Source organism: Flavobacterium sp. SM15, assembly GCF_022012335.1.
GTDB lineage: Bacteria > Bacteroidota > Bacteroidia > Flavobacteriales > Flavobacteriaceae > Flavobacterium.
In genome coordinates this window covers 553649-571982 of the sequence record NZ_JAKLTO010000002.1, presented here as the reverse complement: position 1 = coordinate 571982, position 18334 = coordinate 553649, and the positions used below count along the sequence as shown (strand labels likewise).

The 18334-nt window shown below is 38.7% G+C and carries 11 protein-coding genes and 1 tRNA gene; 11 read left to right on the top strand and 1 reads right to left on the bottom strand.

Annotated elements, in window-relative coordinates:
• The 10 genes from LZZ90_RS05495 (at position 1) to LZZ90_RS05450 (ending at position 13370) form a co-directional block, all read left to right on the top strand.
• Positions 1 to 606: an outer membrane beta-barrel protein gene (locus LZZ90_RS05495; protein WP_237789675.1), complete on the top strand. Its 606-nt coding sequence runs from the start codon at positions 1 to 3 to the stop codon at positions 604 to 606.
• A gap of 16 nt (positions 607 to 622) precedes the next feature.
• Positions 623 to 994, top strand: a complete 372-nt coding sequence (locus tag LZZ90_RS05490) for a 3-hydroxyacyl-ACP dehydratase (RefSeq protein WP_237789674.1) — start codon at positions 623 to 625, stop codon at positions 992 to 994.
• A gap of 2 nt (positions 995 to 996) precedes the next feature.
• Positions 997 to 1476, top strand: coding sequence for a hypothetical protein (locus tag LZZ90_RS05485; protein ID WP_237789673.1), 480 nt, complete (start codon positions 997 to 999; stop codon positions 1474 to 1476).
• Positions 1477 to 1484: 8 nt separating this feature from the next.
• Positions 1485 to 2663: a DUF2062 domain-containing protein gene (locus tag LZZ90_RS05480; protein WP_237789672.1), complete on the top strand. Its 1179-nt coding sequence runs from the start codon at positions 1485 to 1487 to the stop codon at positions 2661 to 2663.
• Positions 2664 to 6338 carry a 1-acyl-sn-glycerol-3-phosphate acyltransferase gene (locus tag LZZ90_RS05475; RefSeq protein ID WP_237789671.1) on the top strand — a complete coding sequence of 1225 codons (3675 nt, stop codon included), beginning with the start codon at positions 2664 to 2666 and terminating at the stop codon, positions 6336 to 6338.
• 2 nt (positions 6339 to 6340) lie between these two features.
• Complete coding sequence (locus LZZ90_RS05470) at positions 6341 to 7867, top strand: NAD(P)/FAD-dependent oxidoreductase (protein ID WP_237789670.1); 1527 nt, start codon at positions 6341 to 6343, stop codon at positions 7865 to 7867.
• Entirely contained in the window at positions 7864 to 9528 is a 1665-nt protein-coding gene (locus LZZ90_RS05465; RefSeq protein WP_237789669.1) for a C45 family peptidase, read from the top strand. The genes LZZ90_RS05470 and LZZ90_RS05465 overlap by 4 nt, the downstream gene beginning before the upstream one ends.
• A complete protein-coding gene (locus LZZ90_RS05460) occupies positions 9525 to 10814 on the top strand; it encodes a phenylacetate--CoA ligase family protein (RefSeq protein ID WP_237789668.1) in 1290 nt (429 codons plus the stop codon). The genes LZZ90_RS05465 and LZZ90_RS05460 overlap by 4 nt, the downstream gene beginning before the upstream one ends.
• A 6-nt stretch (positions 10815 to 10820) precedes the next feature.
• Positions 10821 to 10894: transfer RNA gene (locus LZZ90_RS05455), tRNA-Ala, on the top strand.
• A gap of 166 nt (positions 10895 to 11060) precedes the next feature.
• The gene (locus LZZ90_RS05450) at positions 11061 to 13370 is read left to right on the top strand and encodes a GAF domain-containing protein (protein WP_237789667.1); all 2310 of its coding nucleotides are present in this window, start codon (positions 11061 to 11063) and stop codon (positions 13368 to 13370) included.
• On the opposite strand, the gene LZZ90_RS05445 is transcribed toward LZZ90_RS05450, so the two are convergent.
• The gene (locus tag LZZ90_RS05445) at positions 13367 to 14557 is read right to left on the bottom strand and encodes a Pycsar system effector family protein (protein ID WP_237789666.1); all 1191 of its coding nucleotides are present in this window, start codon (positions 14555 to 14557) and stop codon (positions 13367 to 13369) included. The genes LZZ90_RS05450 and LZZ90_RS05445 overlap by 4 nt on opposite strands.
• Positions 14558 to 14644: 87 nt before the next feature.
• Here LZZ90_RS05445 and LZZ90_RS05440 point away from each other — a divergent pair, with 87 nt between their 5' ends.
• On the top strand, positions 14645 to 18316 hold the full coding sequence (locus LZZ90_RS05440) for a metallophosphoesterase (protein WP_237789665.1): 3672 nt from the start codon (positions 14645 to 14647) through the stop codon (positions 18314 to 18316).
• The last annotated feature ends 18 nt before the right edge of the window (positions 18317 to 18334 follow it).

The window sequence follows — 18334 nt, the reverse complement described above, 5'->3', positions numbered from 1 at the left end:
ATGAAAAAATCAATCATCGTAGCACTTTTTTGCTTTTTTGGGCTGACACAAATTAATGCTCAGGTAACTTTTAGACCAGGAGTTAAGGCAGGTTTAAACTTTTCCCATTTTACAAAAGGGGACAACTACAATTCGTATGACCCTTATGGTAATTATAGCAATCAAAGCAGACGTAATTTCGATACCAAAACTGATTTTTACATTGGGCTTTACGGAGCGCTGAAATTGTCTAGATTTTATACGCTTCAACCTGAAATCAATTATTCAAGACAAGGAGCGAGCTATGATTATGTTGTAAATAATCAGGCCAGAACGCAAAAATTAGACGTTTCTTATCTGTCGTTAGGAATTGCAAATAAATTTACTTTTGATAAATTTAACTTCCACGTAGGACCGACAATCGATTTTGTAGTTGAAGATAACTTCGATCCGGACAGTGAAGTGGATTTAGCGTTCTTTTTAGGAGCTGGCTACAATTTCACGAAGAATTTCGGAATTGAGGCAAGAATTAAAAAAGGAATTGTTCCGGTACTTGATTTTTCAGACAGCAATCACACGAACGTTGTTATCCAAACAGGAATAACCTATACTTTTGATGTAAAATAATCATTAAAGCAAACCTATGTTACTAAAGGATTTTTATCAGGTTGAACAATTAGAAAAAACCGATGAAGGAAAATTTAAGGCCACTGTGGTGCTCAACAAACAGCACGCTATTTTTAAGGGTCATTTTCCCGGAAATCCGGTAACTCCAGGGGTTTGCATGATGCAGATAATCAAAGAACTTACTCAGGAAATTTTGGGAAGTTCTTTGATTATGACGCAATCCTCAAATGTGAAATTTATGGCGCTGATCAATCCCGATGTAAATCCTGTCCTAAATTTGGATTTGGAAATTTCAGGAGATTTAGCCTCAGAAGTTAAAGTGAAAAATACCACGAGTTTTGAAAGTACGGTGGCTTTAAAACTGACCAATACCTATAAAAAAGCCTGATTTTGAAGTTTTTTCTATCCATAGCGACTGTTTTATTGTTCTTTTTTCAGGATTTGCCCGAAGTAAGGGAACAGTACTATGCCGCCTCAAAATCAAGACAAAATGCGGAGCAGTTTTACACGGTTTTCTCAAAGTACAACAAAGAGAATAAAACCCTGCTGGCGTATAAAGGCGCGGCCATGGCTTTAAAATCGAAATTTACTTCGGACAAAACAACCAGAAAAGACTTGTTTGTAAACGGGGTAACTCTGATCGAAAACTGTATCAAAAGTGAGCCGAATAACACCGAAATAAGGCTGATTCGTTTAAGTATTCAGGAAAACACGCCTAAATTCTTAAAATACAAAGAAAATATTGAAGAGGATAAAAAGTCCATTCTCGCTAATTTCAACAAGCAATCCAAAGACCTTAAAGAGTACATAAAAATCTATGTGAATCAATCCAAGGTGTTTTCTGCTGTTGAAAAACAAAAAATAAATTAACGCAAACCATGAATGCGAATCGGAACATAGCCGAGCGAATGCAGCAGCGAAAAGTATGCGTTATCATCCCGACGTATAACAACCATAAAACCCTCCGCCGAGTAATCGATGGGGTTTTGCTTTATACCGAAGATTTGATTGTGGTAAACGATGGCTCTACTGATACCACCCAAGAAATTCTCGATTCCTATTCGCAGTTTACGGTTTTGCATCTTCCAGTAAATCAAGGAAAAGGGAACGCACTAAGAAAAGGTTTTAAAAAAGCTTTGGAACTGGGTTACGATCATGCCATTACCATTGATTCCGACGGGCAGCATTTTCCAGACGATCTTCCCGTTTTTCTGGATCATTTAGAAGCGGAAAACCAAGATGTTATCCTCATTGGAAGCCGAAACATGAATCAGGACGGCGTTCCTAAAAAAAGCAGTTTCGGAAACAAATTCTCCAACTTCTGGTTTTGGTTTGAAACCGGAATTACTCTGGACGACACACAATCGGGTTATCGTTTGTATCCGCTGCACAGTTTGCCCAAACGTTTTTTTACCAAAAAATTTGAATTTGAGATTGAAGTAATCGTGCGTACGGCCTGGAACGGTGTTCCGGTGAAAAATGTTCCCATAAAAATCTTATACGATCCAAACGAGCGCGTAACGCATTTTCGTCCGTTCAAGGATTTTACCCGCATCAGCATTCTAAATACCGTATTGGTTTTTTTGCTGTTTGCCTATATTAAACCGAGAAATTTTTTCCGAAGTTTTAAAAAAAAAAGTCTTAAAGCGTTTTTTCGTGAAGACATTTTAGCCAGTTCCGATTCCAATTTAAAGAAAGCGCTTTCCATTGGCTTGGGGATTTTTTGCGGGATCGCTCCTTTTTGGGGATTCCAAACAGCCGTTGTGATTTCACTGGCGGTTTTATTGCGCTGGAATAAACTGTTGGCCTTTACTTTTTCCAACATCAGCATTCCACCAATGATTCCGATCATCATTTTTTGTTCCCTGAAAACCGGTGCGTTATTTGTGGAAGATCGTGCCCGTTTCACCTTGGGAAGTCCAATTACGTTCAGTCATATCAAAATGCACTTTGTTCAGTATCTTATCGGGAGTTTTGTGTTGGCAACAGCCATGGCAATCATTTTCGGGGTTGGAAGTTATTTAGTACTTTCGCTCTCGAGAAAATCAAGACCTTAAATGCATCGTTATTTTATAGGAATTCATTATTTTGTTCAGAGAAACAAGGCGCTGTCTGTCGGTACTGCCTTGCTGGTGCTGGTTGTTTTTGGTTTTTTGGCTTCTAAAATCAAATTTGAGGAAGACATTACCCGCATCATTCCTAAAAACGATAAGGCTGATGTTACGGCAAAAGTTTTGCAACAACTCAAGTTTTCAGATAAAATCACCGTCATTATTGAAAAAGACAAAGGAGGTTCTTTAGACGATTTATCCGAAACCGCCGATGTGTTTTTAGACAGTATCGCTACATGCAGCACTTACATCAAAGACATTCAAGGAAAGGTTGACGAAGAGAATATTCAGGAAACTTTTGATTTTGTCTATAATAACCTGCCTGTTTTTCTGGAACCGTCAGACTATAAACTGATTGAGCAGAAACTCGGCAAAGACAGTATTGCAACACAAGTTGATAAAAATTACCGCACCTTAATTTCTCCCACAGGCATTGTGGCCAAAGATTTTATTCTGAACGATCCGCTGGGCATTTCGTTTATATCCTTAAAAAAACTGCAGCAACTTAGCGTTGGCGATGATTTCCAGCTTAAAAACGGCTATGTGGTCACCAAAGACGAATCCAAATTATTGTTGTTCATCAATCCGAAATTGGGCGGAAGCGAGACCGAAAAAAACACGCTTTTTGTGGAACAACTCAACCAGATAAAAGCACATTTAAACACTCAGTTTAAAGGAAAAACCCAAATTGATTATTTTGGTTCATCACTTATTGCCGTAGCCAATGCCAAGCAAATCAAAAGCGACATCATTACGACAATTCTGATTTCCCTCGGAACCTTAATGCTGATCTTAATCCTGTTCTATAGAAAAGTACTGATTCCGGTAATTATTTTTATTCCAACGCTCTTCGGAATTGCAGTGGCCATTGCCAGTTTGGTTTTTCTCAAAGGAACTATTTCGGCAATTTCTTTAAGTGTAGGGGCCGTTTTGTTAGGAGTTACCATTGATTATTCGCTGCACATCATGACCCATTACCGTCATAACAGCGATGTGGAAACCCTTTACAAAGACATCACCATGCCGCTTATTATGAGCAGTACCACCACCGCTGTGGCTTTTTTATGTTTGCTGTTTGTAAATTCAGAAGCCTTAAAGGATTTAGGGATTTTCGCCGCCATCAGTGTGATCGTTTCTGCGATTTTTTCACTGTTAATTATTCCGCATTTGTACAAACCTAAAGAAGAAGGTCAGGTAGAACACAAAACCCTTCTGGACAAAGCGGCCGGTTTTTCTTTTGAAAACAATAAATTCCTGATCATTTCCAGTGCGATAGTAATTATCGTGAGTTTATTTACTTTCAATAAGGTGAAATTCAACAACAATCTGTCTGATTTGAATTTTATTCCAAGCGAAATCAAACAGGCAGAGGCAAAACTTGAAAATGCCTCCAATTTAACCTCAAAATCGATTTATCTGGCTTCTTACGGAACTTCCATGGAAGAGGCTCTGCAACATAATAATGCACTTTTTCATTCGCTCTCGGAAAGGAAAAACAAGGAAGAAATCCTCGATTTTAGTTCCATTGGCGGAATTGTCCTTTCAAAAGAAGCACAGCAAAAGAAAATTGACCAGTGGAATTCGTTCTGGACTACAGAAAAGAAAGCAGCACTGAAATCGAATTTGATCGCATCAGGAAATGCAATAGGATTCAAGCCACAAACCCATGCCGCTTTTTACGATTTGCTTGATAAACATTTTGAGCCGATTTCCTTCAGTGAATATGCAAAAATGAAAGCGTTATTTTTGAATGAGTTTGTAACTGAAAAGAACGGCTTTTTTGCAATTTCATCGGTGGTTAAGGTCTCCAATGCACAACGGGATGCTTTTGTTACGAAGATTGAAATGGAAAAAGACGTGATAGCCATCGATCGTCAGCAAATGAACGAGACTTTTTTAGGAAAACTCCGAGATGATTTTAACAACCTGATTAACTACTCGTTTATTGCCGTTATCCTGATTTTGTTTGTGTTCTTTAGAAGAGTTGAATTGGTACTGATCAGTACCATTCCCATTGTGATTACAGGAATCGTTACAGCAGGAATCATGCATCTGTTCAATATCCAGTTGAATATTTTCAGTTTGATTGTTTGTACCTTGATTTTCGGGCATGGGGTGGATTTCAGTATTTTTATGACCAGCGCACTTCAGAAAGAATACACTACCGGTAAAAACGAAATGCCAACTTATCGCACTTCCATAATTTTGGCGGCACTAACTACGATTTTAGCTATCGGAGCGTTAATTTTTGCGAAACATCCTGCCTTAAAATCGATTTCTGCGGTTTCTTTGATAGGAGTTTTTGCAGCGTTGATCATAACGTTTATTTTTTATCCGATACTGTTCCGCATTTGTATTTTCAACAGAGTTAAGAAAGGAAAATCGCCCGTAAGCTTGCGTCTGCTGCTTCATTCCACACTTTCCTTTATTTATTATGGTTTAGGTGGAATTTTGCTTTCGGTGATTGGACGTTTATTGGTGAAGATTCTTCCGGGCAATGAGGAAAAGAAAATGCTGGTTTTCAGAAAATTCATGGCTAAATTCCTTACCTCGGTTTTGTATTCCAATCCGTTTGTAAAGAAAAAAGTGGTTAATAAATTCAATGAAACCTTCGATAAGCCTGCGGTTGTGATTGCTAATCATACTTCGTTTTTAGATACATTGGTCATTGGTATGGTAACCCATAAAGTAGTGTATCTGGTTAACGATTGGGTTTACAAGTCCCCAATTTTCGGGAAAGCCGTTCAGCTCATGGGGTATTATCCGGTTTCTCGGGGAATCGAAGGCGGCGTGGAACATTTGCGCGAGAAAGTAAAACAAGGATATTCCTTAATGATTTTTCCCGAAGGAACCCGCTCACAAGACAATGTGGTGAAACGTTTTCATAAAGGCGCTTTTTTTCTAGCGCAGGAATTTAATCTGGATGTTGTTCCGGTGTACATTCACGGAAATTCGGAAACCATCCCAAAAGGCGACCATATTATTTACGATGAAAACATCACAGTGGTCATCGGGAAAAGAATCGCCTCGCAGGATGCAGATTTTGGCACCGATTATTCGGAGCGAACCAAAAAAATTAATAAGCATTATCGGGAAGAATTTGCCGCTTTACGCAACGAATTTGAAGATGAAAATTACTTCCGAAATAAATTGTTTCTGAGTTTTTTGTATAAAGAGGATGAAATAATCAAAGCAGTTAAAACCGATTTTGAACTCCAAAAAAAGGAATATCACCAACTGAATAAACTGCTTGCGGACGATGCGAAAATCCTGCATTTGGCAAATGATTACGGTCAGTTGGATTTTCTACTGGTAATGCAGCAGGCTAAAAGAAAAATTCAGTCGTTTATTCCCGATTCTGAAAAACGAGGCATTGCTCATTCCAACTACATTGTCAAGAAAAGGGAGCTTACTTATCCGGATTCTTTAGAACAGGTTCATCTTAAATACGATACCTTGTTAATTTCCGGTTCGGATTTAGAATTGATAAAAGAACTGGAGCTACCAGTAAGTTTGAAAAAAATCGTTCTTTTTGCTAATTTTGAGCTGAAGGAATGTTTTCTTTCTCATGGTTTTGAGGTTGATACAGCCAGTCAAAACCTCCTTGTTTTAAAAAAATAAATTTGAACAATCGTTACGACATAGTTATCATTGGAAGCGGCCTAGGTGGATTGGTTTCCGCTATTATCATGGCTAAAGAAGGGAAGCGTGTTTGCGTTTTGGAGAAAAACAACCAATACGGAGGCAACCTGCAAACCTTTGTGCGCGACAAAACCATTTTCGATACCGGAATCCATTATATAGGCGGGTTAGAAAAGGGGCAAAACCTGTACAACTATTTTTCGTACCTCGGAATTATGGACCAGCTCAGGCTTCAGAAAATGAACCAAGATGGTTATGATTTTATCACGTTTGATAATGATCCTAACGAATATCCGCACGCTCAGGGTTATGAAAATTTCATCGAACAGCTCAAGCCATTTTTTCCGGAAGAGGAAAAAACTCTTCGTAATTATTGTGAAAACCTGCGTTATACCTGCGATTCGTTTCCTTTGTACAACCTTAAAGAAGGAAGTGGGTACCAAGAGGAAATCCTTTCTGTAAATGCGAAAGCGTATTTTGATCAGCTTACCCAAAACGAGAAGCTCAAATCGGTTTTGGCGGGTTCTAACTTTTTATACGCCGGAATTGCCGATAAAACCCCGTTTTATGTGCACGCCCTTTCGGTGAACTCGTACATTCAAAGTGCATGGCGTTGCATCAATGGTGGAAGTCAAATCACCAAACAATTAATTAAACAACTTCGTCAATATGGAGGGGAAGCCTATAAGCACAGTGAAGTAGTTGATTTTGGTTTTGATAACGGACAACTGGTTTCTGCTAAAACAAAAGATGGAAAAGAGTATTTCGGAGATGTTTTTATTTCGAATATTGAGCCGAAAACTACTTTGAAAATGATTGGGGAAGACAAATTCCGAAAATCGTACTACAATCGGATTCAGGAATTGGAGGTTTTGATTGCTCCTTTTAGCATTTATATTGTTTTCAAACCCGAATCGGTTAAGTATCTCAATCATAATTACTACCATTTTAAAGATCCGAACCGAATTTGGGATGCGGGATCGTATACGGAGAAAAGCTGGCCGGAAAGTTATATGGCTTCCATGAATGTTTCTTCTGAAAATCAGCAATGGGCGGAAAGTTTAACCGGGATAACCTATATGCGCTTTGATGAAATGAAGCAGTGGGAATCCACCCATAATACCGTAGCGGAAAAGGAAGAACGCGGTGCGGCTTACGAAGCCTTTAAACAGCAAAAAACCAAGGTTTTTCTCGACGAATTAGAGAAGAAATTCCCGGACATTAGACAGCATATTAAATCGATTTATGCTTCTACACCGCTTTCTTATAGGGACTATATCGGTGGGCATAACGGGAATTTATACGGTTATGTAAAAGATTCCAACAACCCAATGAAAACGTTTATTTCTCCGAAAACCAAAATTGAGAACCTGTTTTTAACTGGCCAAAGCATCAATATGCATGGCGTTTTAGGGGTAACGATCGGGGCGGTAGTGACGTGTTCGGAAATTTTAGGTAAATCATATCTGATTAATAAAATCAATAACGAATTGGTTTCCAAGTCATGAGATTCAGGCTTAAAATAGGGGCTTATTTTGTGCTGCTGCTGGTTCTCTTTTCCTGCGGAATTTCCAAATCGATTCACCATCAACCCATTGTGGAAGGTTATAAACAAGAGGTTCCAATGGTGCTTAAGCATTCCGATACGTTGTTTTCCTCGGGAGACAACTATTTGATAAAAAACAAACAAAAACTCTGGGAATTGTATGTTTCTGGAGATGCTTTAGAGCGAGGGAAGGTCATAGGCGCTTTATCACAGCCGCTCATTCAAAAACAGGAACGCATCTTTTTTTCCAAAATCAAGGAAATCGTTCCCTCTAAATTCAAACAGCGCTTGCTTCGACAGTTTTTGAAATGGTACAACCGAAAAATGTACCTTAATGTATCGGAAGAATACAAAACGGAAATTTACGGTCTTTCACAATATGCCTCAGAAGAATACAATTTTATAGCGCTCAAATACTTAAGAAGTCTTTATCTGCACAGTGCTCACGATATTGGTCATGCCTTGCAGGATTTGGCTTTGGTGGGCTGTTCTTCGGTGGCGGTTTGGGGCGATAAATCCCAAGACGGTCAGTTGTTGATCGGACGTAATTTTGATTTTTATGCCGGTGATGAATTTGCCCAGGATAAAATTATTTCGTTTGTAAAACCAACGCAAGGACACCCTTTTATGAGTGTGAGTTGGGGCGGAATGATCGGGGTGGTTTCCGGAATGAATCTTCAAGGGTTGACAGTAACGATCAACGCAGGAAAATCGGAAATACCCATGGTTGCCAAAACACCAATTTCAATTCTGGCACGCGAAATTTTGCAATATGCTTCCGATATCGAGGGAGCTATTTCAATAGCTAAGACCAGAAAAGTTTTTGTTTCAGAATCTATTATGGTGGGAAGTGCTAAAGATAAAAAAGCGGTACTTATTGAGGTTTCACCTGAAAAATTCGATGTTTATGAGGTTTCCAACAACAATACCTTGATTTGCTCCAATCATTTTCAAAGTGAAGCCTATCGAAAAGATGAGCGTAACCTTAAGCAAATCAAAGAGAGTCATTCCCAGTATCGTTTTGATAAGATGAAAGAAGTATTGGCTGAAGATCTTGTTATGAATCCAAAAAAGATGGCGGAACTTTTAAGAAATACAGACGGACTTAAGGGGAAAAGCTTAGGCTATGGAAATGAAAAAGCACTGAATCAGCTTTTGGCGCATCACGGCATCATTTTTAAACCGGAGAGCAAATTGGTTTGGGTGTCTTCAAATCCGTACCAGCTTGGAGAATTTGTAGCGTACGATTTGGGAAAAATTTTCAACAAGAAATCAAACGATTTTGTAGTTTTAGGAACTGAATCCTTGAATATAGCCAAAGACGATTTTCTAAACTCGAAAGCTTATGCGGATTATGAAAATTACAGAATTCAAGATCGAGTTTTAGATAAAGCGATACAAGAAAAAGAGACTGTAACTGCAGATTTTGTGAGCGAGTATCAGAACTTGAATCCCGAATTTTGGCATGTATATTTCAAAGCAGGAAAATATTATTATGAAAAAGGGTGGTTTAAAGCTGCCGAAATCGAGTTCAGTAAAGCCTTAACCAAAGAAGTGACCACTGTGCCTGATCAGGAGCGAATCGAAAACTATCTGAAAAAAAGTAAAAGAAAACAAAGATGATACCGGCAATAGAGACAAAATCCTTGGAAGAAATCCGTGAGTTTCAACATGAGAAACTAAGGGAAACGCTGGTGTATTTGAAAAATAACTCGCCTTATTATCAATCGTTATTCACCAAAAATGACATAGCGATTGAAACCATAAAAACCATTTCAGATTTACAGCAAATTCCTGTAACGACCAAAACCCAACTTCAGGAGTTTAACGATGATTTTTTTTGTGTTCCGATGCACCAAATCATCGATTATGCTACGACATCAGGAACTTTAGGAAGCCCGGTAACCTTTGGGCTTACGGATAACGATTTGGAGCGCCTTGCATACAATGAGGCGATTTCCTTTGCCTGCGCAGGGATTAAAAAAGGCGATGTGGTTCAGTTAATGACCACGATGGATCGAAGGTTTATGGCAGGATTGGCTTATTTTATGGGTTTGAGGAAATTAGGAGCAGGCGTAATTCGGGTAGGAGCTGGGATTCCTGAGCTTCAATGGGATTCGATTTTAAAATACCAGCCCAAATACCTCATTGCAGTTCCTTCTTTTTTGTTGAAACTGATTGAATATGCAGAACAGCACAACATTGATTATAAAGCCTCGAGTGTAAAAGGAGTTATCTGTATTGGGGAATCACTTCGGAACCAGGATTTTTCCCCATCAATCTTAACACAAAAGATCACGGATAAGTGGTCATTGCAACTTTTTTCAACTTATGCTTCTACGGAAATGAGCACCGCCTTTACCGAATGTGAACATTTTGTAGGAGGGCATCAGCATCCCGAATTGATCATCACTGAAGTTTTAAACGAAAACGATCAGCCGGTCTTGGAAGGTGAAAGCGGCGAATTGACCATTACCACTTTAGGGGTGGAAGCGATGCCGCTGCTTCGTTTTAAAACAGGTGATATTGTTAAATTGCATACCGAACCTTGTCTTTGCGGGAGAACTACTTTGCGTGTTGGGCCCGTTGTGGGAAGAAAGCAACACATGATAAAATACAAAGGGACAACCTTGTACCCTCCGGCTATGCACGATTTACTTACCTATTTTGAAGGAGTAAAAAATCACGTCATTGAAATTTCTACCAATGAATTGGGTACCGATGAGATTTTGATTAAGATTTCGGCGCACACGGATTCTGAAGAATTATTAGCCTCAATCAAGGATCATTTTAGGGCAAAATTAAGAGTAACACCAAAAGTTGAATTTGTTGCTGAAGATATCCTAAATAAGATTATATTTGTGCCAGCAAGTCGTAAACCGATAACCTTTATCGATAAACGCCTTTAAAATTTTGGGGATGTAGCTCAGTTGGCTAGAGTGCTTGACTGGCAGTCAAGAGGTCGTGGGTTCGAGCCCCATCTTCTCCACAGTTGAAAATTATAAAACCTTGTAAATGTTGAGTTTACAAGGTTTTTTGTTTTTAAGGACGCTTTTGTTTAATTGATCAAAAGGGTTTGGTTAAGGAAACTTTAAAATCGGATGCACATGAAAACCTTATTTAGTAACTTTATAGGCTAAATAGGTTGTGATGCTATGAACTTTACCGAATTTGAGGAAAATCCGTTTCAAATAAAAATATCGTTTCATAAAGTACTTGAAACTTTGGAAGATATTGCCGCTTCCGATGTAGATTATCGTTCCAATTATGCCAAGGCTTTGCTTGAGAAAACGGCAGCTGTTCCTGAGCTTAGGGAAGGGATTACCAGCATGCAGCAAATTGAGGATAATGCAACGCTTATCAATCATCTTTTGGCAGATTTGTTTCCTACGGCTTTAACACACAATGAAATTAAAGCGGTCACTATTCCCTTTGTAAACATTACCTTTAATTATACCGAACGGTTTAAAAAAATCCTGAAAGATGCTGGAATGCATTTCGATATTACCATTCGGGATTTCGACCAGCATCAGTTTTATATTATGAGCTGTGCATTAATCCTTAATGTGTATTACAAACAACATTTGGATTTTAGCAAGCCTTTGTTTTATGATATTCCCGATGCTGAAGGCATCCTAAGGCATTACCGGATTTTGTATAATGCCGACTTTTTAGAAATTCTTCCCACTGAAAATTCCATTAAGCTCACTCAAGACGACATTAATCTGTTGATGGATAATTTTGACAATCTTGATTTGTGGAAAGAAAAATTTCCGCCGCAAAGCTGGATTTTGAAAGGTTTTGGTATTGTGGTTCTTTTTGATGCGACTACCGAAAATGCGGTTTCTATCTTAAAAAGTAATTTATTGAAAATCAATGGAGAAGAAACCGACTTTAGCGAGTCGTTCGAGAATATTTTCCGTTCAATTTTTAAAATTTCCGATTTGAAAATTGGGTTCACTTCCTTTATGTCGGAAGAGGTAAAATTCAATGCAGCTAATTACGAAAAGAAAATAAAAAGTTTTTTGCTTTGTGAGGACATGGAGATGAATTGTGAGGAAGTGGAAAACGGGGAGATTTATAAAAATTTAGTCGAAAAGCGTCGTGTTTTGGCGGTTTCCAATGTTTCTGAATTTGCTGCTCAGGACGAGAACCGTTATTTTGGGAATCATCTGCTTTCTCAAAACATACAGAGCTGTATTTTAGCTCCGGTGGTTAAAGACGACAAGTTATTAGGAATCATGGAGCTGGTTTCTTCGCGAATTGGCGAACTCAACAGCCTCAACGCGAAGAAGCTGGAGATAGTGATGCCGTTCATCGTTGATACCATTGATCGTTATAATTCCGATATTCAGAATAAAATTGAAGTGGTCATTCAAAAAGAATATACCACCATTCATCCAAGTGTGTATTGGAAATTTCAAAAAGAAGCCCGTAAGTACATTTTCAACGAGCATTTTAATCCGGAATATGTGTTTAAGGAAATTACCTTTAAGGACGTATTCCCGCTTTATGGACAGATTGATATTAAAGAATCGTCCGACACAAGAAACCGTGCCGCCCAACACGATATTAAAAACCAGTTGAACGCTCTTATCGAAATTATAGAATTGCTGCATGCCGAAGCCAACCTGATCATCCTGGAACAGCGAAAATTTGAATTGGAAACCTTTTTAAAAGACTTGTTTCTCAATTTAAAGGCCGATACCGAGCAACAAATTCAGCGGTACATCGAGACTGAAATTCATCCGTTTTTGAAAAATGTAAAAGAAGGCGACGCGGCTTTTTCATTAATCAGGAGTTATTTTAAAAAAATTGATGAAACTACCGGAGCGTTTTATCAGGAACGAAAAAAATTCGATGCGACTTTAACTTCGATAAATAAAAAACTTAGCGTTGTTTTAGACAATAAGCAAAAAGAAGCACAAGAGATTTTTCCGCATTATTTCGAACGCTTTAATACCGATGGAGTAGAGCACAACCTTTACATAGGTAGTTCCATAGCGCCTCATTCGAATTTTGACCTCACTTACCTTTACAATATGCGTTTATGGCAGCTTCACGTGTTGGCTCAAATGGAGAAAGAACATTATCTGCTTAAAGATACGTTGCCTTATCATTTGGAAGTTGCGTCTTTAATCTTAGTGTTCAGTTCGCCCATAACCATTCGTTTCAGAATGGATGAGAAGCGCTTCGACGTTGACGGCTCATACAATGCCCGTTATGAAGTGGTTAAAAAACGTATCGACAAAGCCATGGAAAAAGGAACCCAAAAACGCATTACCGAAAAAGGTAAAATCACCATTGTTTATTCACATTCCGACGAAGAGAAAGAATACAAAAAATACATCGAATACCTTCAATTTCAAAAGGTACTCGAACCTACTGTAGAATTTCTGGAAGTAGAAGATTTACAAGGTGTTTCCGGTTTGAAAGCAATCCGCGTAAAAGTACTTCTGAATTAAACACCTGAATTTTTAAACGCCCAAACAAAAGCAAAAACCGAACAGATGATTCCAATCATGAAGATGGTATAAGTGATACGCAACAGTTTGTATTTTCTGTTCAAGACTAAGCCTAAATAGTATAAATCCTTAATCATGGAATCGTAAAGGTAATCGCGGTCTTTCATGAGTTCGTTTACGGCCCATTGGTATTCGTCCAAGGGCATTTTATGGAAATTTCCGAAGAACAGCAAATTGACTTTTCGCTCTTCGATATCTTTTCGGGTAAAAATGCCACTGGTTACTTTGGGACGGGTAGACATTATGGCAAAAATAATTGAAATCACACTAAACATCAGTAAAACAAAAGTAGGAATGACAAGATGAGCATTTCCCGGACTGTCCAGTTTGGGAATCAGTGTGGATAAGGCAATAGAAATGATAATAGCGTTTACCGAAAGTAAGATGTTGGCTTTGCTGTCTGCAATATCACTCAGGCGGGTATGATTGTTCAATGTTACCCGAAACATAGTGTCGATGCCGCGCTCGGGACGCTCCAGTTTTTCCAGTTTTTTCTTTTTAAGGTTGGATTTGGTTCCGCCTTCGGGTTTAGTGGTTAGTTTTTGAATTTGTTCCTGTAATAGAAAAATATTCTGGTCTTTTATTTGTTGCCAGTGTTCTTTAGCATACGAACTGAAATACCTATGGCAAGTGGTTAAGATTCGTTTGTTTTCCGAAGCCCATTGCAGATCGCTGAAGGTTTTTCCTTGGGTGAGTTTCCATTCTTCACGCAGCAATTGGCAGATGGAAAGGTAATTTTCGTTGGCAAAATGCCAGTAATCGGCATCTTTTATTATTTTTTCGGATATGCTTTTCGGTTCGTGCTGAATTTCGGTTGCCCTGATTAAAGAACTTACCTCTTCAATAAACCCGCTGGGCTTGTTGTGTTTTTCCAGAAAATCTTTGGCAATTAAAACGCTTTGCTCTTCATGGCTTTCCATTCCTTTAATGTAACCGGTGTCGTGAAACCAAGCGGCCATGACTAGTGCTTCGGCTTGTGTATCGGTTATGGCCTCGTGGCTAATCAGGGTTTTAGCAGCATTTACTACTTTTTGGGTATGGCTAAAATTATGGTAAGTATATGAAATAGAAAGATTATCTTTGAGTAAGTTGAAAACAAAATCTTCCGCGTTTTGAAAAATATCCATAAGATGCACTTTTAATACTACTAAATTATGAAATTGTTTCGGGTAAATGAATCAATAAAGCGAAATACTGCACTGTTTAAGTGTTTGATGGGGCTTCTAATTTTGCAGGCTTGTGCGACTTATCATCCTCAATACGGAAAACAAACTGTAGTTTCGACTGAGCAATTGCCATCGGATTCATTAAAAACAATTCACACGTTTTATCTAATTGGCGATGCCGGTAATGCAGACGATGCACAAACCCAACAAACTCTGTCCCAGCTTGAAAAACGATTGCTGACTTCGGATAAAAACGCAACACTTCTTTTTTTGGGCGATAACATTTATCCTTTAGGAATGCCGTCTGATAAAAATGATCTGGAATATGCGGCGGCGGCAACCAAATTGAGTAATCAACTAAAAATTACGGAGAACTTTAAAGGAAAAACCTTTGTCATTCCGGGAAATCATGATTGGTACCACGGAATCAAAGGCTTACAACAACAGGAACTTTTTGTAAACGAATACCTGAAAGAGAAAAAAGCCTTCTTGCCAAGAAAAAGCTGTGGTATTGAAAGCGTAAACATTAACGATCAAATCGGCTTGATTGTTATTGACAGTCAATGGTTTTTGGAAGATTGGGACAACCAGCCTACCATTAACGATAATTGCGATATTAAAACCAGAGAAAAATTCTTCGAAGAACTGGAGAGTCTGATCAATAAAAACCAGAATAAAACCACGCTTATTGCAATTCACCATCCTTTACTAAGTAATGGCCCGCATGGCGGTCAGTTTTCTTGGGACAAACAGTTGTATCCTTCCAAATTAAAAATTCCGGTTCCGGTTTTAGGTTCTTACATCAACCTGCTTAGAAAAACTTCGGGAATAAGCCCACAAGACCTTCAGAATAAGCAGTATCAGGCGTTTGTAAAGCGTTTTATGCCAATGATCCAGAATAAGGAAAACGTACTTGTGGTTTCAGGACACGAACACAATTTGCAGTACATCGAATACGAAGGAATTAAGCAGGTGGTTAGTGGTTCGGCTTCAAAAAAAGAGGCAGCACGCGCGATCTATCCGACTAATTTTTCTTACGGTGGACATGGTTACGTCATGGTTCAGGTAAAAGAAAACGGCAGTTCGGTAGTGCGTTTTTTCTCTTCAGATAACAATCAGGAACAAGAGCTTTTTGCTCACACAGCAATTACAACCCAAAACAATAAAGAACAATCGTATCCAAAACCGGAAAATAAAACGGTTACCGCTTCAATTTATTCCAAAGAAATGACCTCTAAAAGCGGGTTTTACAAGTTTTTATGGGGAAAACATTATCGTGAGTATTACAGTACACCCGTTGAGGCTCCTGTAGTTTTACTCGATACACTTTACGGAAGGGTAAAACCGACAATTGCCGGTGGAGGCCATCAGTCGTTGTCGTTACGTCTTAAAAATAAGGAAGGTAAAGAATATGTGATGCGCGCCCTGAAAAAAAGTGCTTCCCGTTTTTTGCAAACCGTGGCCTTTAAAGATCAGAATGTCGAAAGTGAGTTCAAAAATACAATAGCCGAACAGTTTATTTACGATTATTATACAACAGCTCACCCTTATACTCCTTTCATTATTGGGGATTTAGCCGAGTCAGCGGGCGTTTTTCATTCCAATCCGAAGTTGGTTTACATTCCTAAACAAGTTGCATTAGGGAATTACAATAATGGTTTTGGTGATGAATTGTATATGATAGAAGAGCGTCCGACCGATGAGCAAAAAGACGTAGCGAGTTTCGGCAAGCCTGATGCAATTATTGGTACCGACGATCTTTTAGCAAACATCCGCAAAGATGAAAAGTATCAGGTGGACGAAGAAGCCTATATTAAAGCACGTCTTTTTGATATGCTAATCGGGGATTGGGACCGGCACGCCGATCAATGGCGTTGGGCGGAATATCTTCAAGGCGATAAAGTAATCTACAAACCAATTCCTAGAGATAGGGATCAGGCTTTTGCCAAAATCGACGGTAATTTACTCAGCTTGATTGTAAACATTCCGGCAGCACGACACATGAAATCGTTCAAAAAAGACTTTCCGAATGTGAAATGGTTCAATTTTGCGGCCAATTCACTGGATTTGGCTTTTATAAAAAACAATGATCCCGAAGTTTGGCGTACTTATGCTAAAAAACTCGTAGAGGATCTTTCGGATGAGAAAATCGATAAGGCGTTTGCCAATCTTCCTAAAGAAATCAGCACCGATGTGATCACTCAGGAATTGAAAACCAATTTGAAAGCCCGAAAAAAAGGCCTGGAAGAATTTGCGATAAAGTACTGTGAAATTCTTGGGAAAAAAGCTTTGCTACTAGGTACCGATAAAAAAGACAAGTTTAGGATTACCCGTTTGCCACAAGGAAAAACAAAAATTGAAGTACTTCGACTTAAAAAAGATAAGGAAGAGCTTCGTTTTTCAAAAGTATATGATAAAGCACAAACCAAAGAAATCTGGATCTACGGATTGGACGATGAGGATATTTTTGAAGTAAACGGAAAAGGAACGAACAACGTACTGCTTCGTCTTATCGGAGGACAAAATCAGGATACGTATTTAGTAGAGAACGGAAAAAAAATCAAGATTCACGATTTTAAATCCAAAGGCAATTCCTTTACAGTTGACCATCGTACTACAAAGTTGCTTTCTGATGAATATGAGCGCAACGAGTATTATTACAAGCGCCCGACTTTTAATGCAACCATGTTGTTTCCTTCGGCTGGTTTTAATCCGGATGATGGAGTAAAATTAGGTGCAGCAATAAATTTTGTGAAGTATGGTTTTGTAAACAATCCGTATGCTCAAAAGCAAAGTTTTAAAGGGAATTACTTTTTTGCGACTCAAGGTTTTGAATTGTTTTACAACGGCGTGTTTGCCAATGCGATCGGAAAATGGAATTTCGAATTGGATGCACGATACACCACACCAAATTTCAGCATTAATTATTTTGGGTACGGAAACGAAACTCAAAATCAGGACGATGTTTTTGGAATGGATTACAACCGGGTAAAAATTCAGATTTTTAAAGTTACACCTTCGCTTCATAAAATGGGTAAGAACGGCGGTGATATCCAAATTAAGGCCGGTTTTGAAAATGTTGAGGTGGAAAGCACGCACAATCGTTTTGTGAATATGCCTTATGCGGTAAACCCGAAGGTTTTTGAGTACCAACAATTTGCAAACCTTGATTTGAAATACGGTTTTGAGAATTACGATAATGTTTCCAAGCCTACCATGGGAATGAGTTTTTCGGTTTTGGCAAGTTGGAAAACAAACCTTTCTGATATGAAACGGAATTTTCCTTATCTGGAGGCAAGCTACGGGGTCAGTCATAAAATTAACACTAACGGAAAATTAGTGTTTGGGACGCTTTTTAAAGGAAAAGCCGTATTGAACAACAATTATGAGTTTTATCAAGGAGCAACTTTAGGTGGGGATTACGATTTACGCGGATTCCGCAACCAGCGTTTCCTGGGGAAGCAGTCTTTTTTTCAGAGTTCCGATTTGCGTTGGGAAGTGGGTAAAATCCGTCAGAGTTTAGTGCCGATGAGTTATGGGCTTTTGACGGGTTATGATTATGGGCGCGTATGGCTAGACGGAGAAACTTCCAACAAATGGCATCAGTCGGTTGGAGGTGGAGTTTGGCTTAACGGACTAAATGCCGTCACCGCCCGATTGACGTTTTTTAACAGCTCGGATGGTAACCGAATTGCCTTTGGTCTGGGCTTTGGTTTTTAAAAAGATTATTAATTCAAA

Coding starts and splice junctions, on each gene's coding strand:
- LZZ90_RS05495 (WP_237789675.1), top strand. CDS start 1: ATGAAAAAATCAATCATCGTAGCACTTTTTTGCTTTTTTGGGCTGACA.
- LZZ90_RS05450 (WP_237789667.1), top strand. CDS start 11,061: ATGAACTTTACCGAATTTGAGGAAAATCCGTTTCAAATAAAAATATCG.
- LZZ90_RS05460 (WP_237789668.1), top strand. CDS start 9,525: ATGATACCGGCAATAGAGACAAAATCCTTGGAAGAAATCCGTGAGTTT.
- LZZ90_RS05445 (WP_237789666.1), bottom strand. CDS start 14,557: ATGGATATTTTTCAAAACGCGGAAGATTTTGTTTTCAACTTACTCAAA.
- LZZ90_RS05440 (WP_237789665.1), top strand. CDS start 14,645: ATGGGGCTTCTAATTTTGCAGGCTTGTGCGACTTATCATCCTCAATAC.
- LZZ90_RS05490 (WP_237789674.1), top strand. CDS start 623: ATGTTACTAAAGGATTTTTATCAGGTTGAACAATTAGAAAAAACCGAT.
- LZZ90_RS05480 (WP_237789672.1), top strand. CDS start 1,485: ATGAATGCGAATCGGAACATAGCCGAGCGAATGCAGCAGCGAAAAGTA.
- LZZ90_RS05475 (WP_237789671.1), top strand. CDS start 2,664: ATGCATCGTTATTTTATAGGAATTCATTATTTTGTTCAGAGAAACAAG.
- LZZ90_RS05465 (WP_237789669.1), top strand. CDS start 7,864: ATGAGATTCAGGCTTAAAATAGGGGCTTATTTTGTGCTGCTGCTGGTT.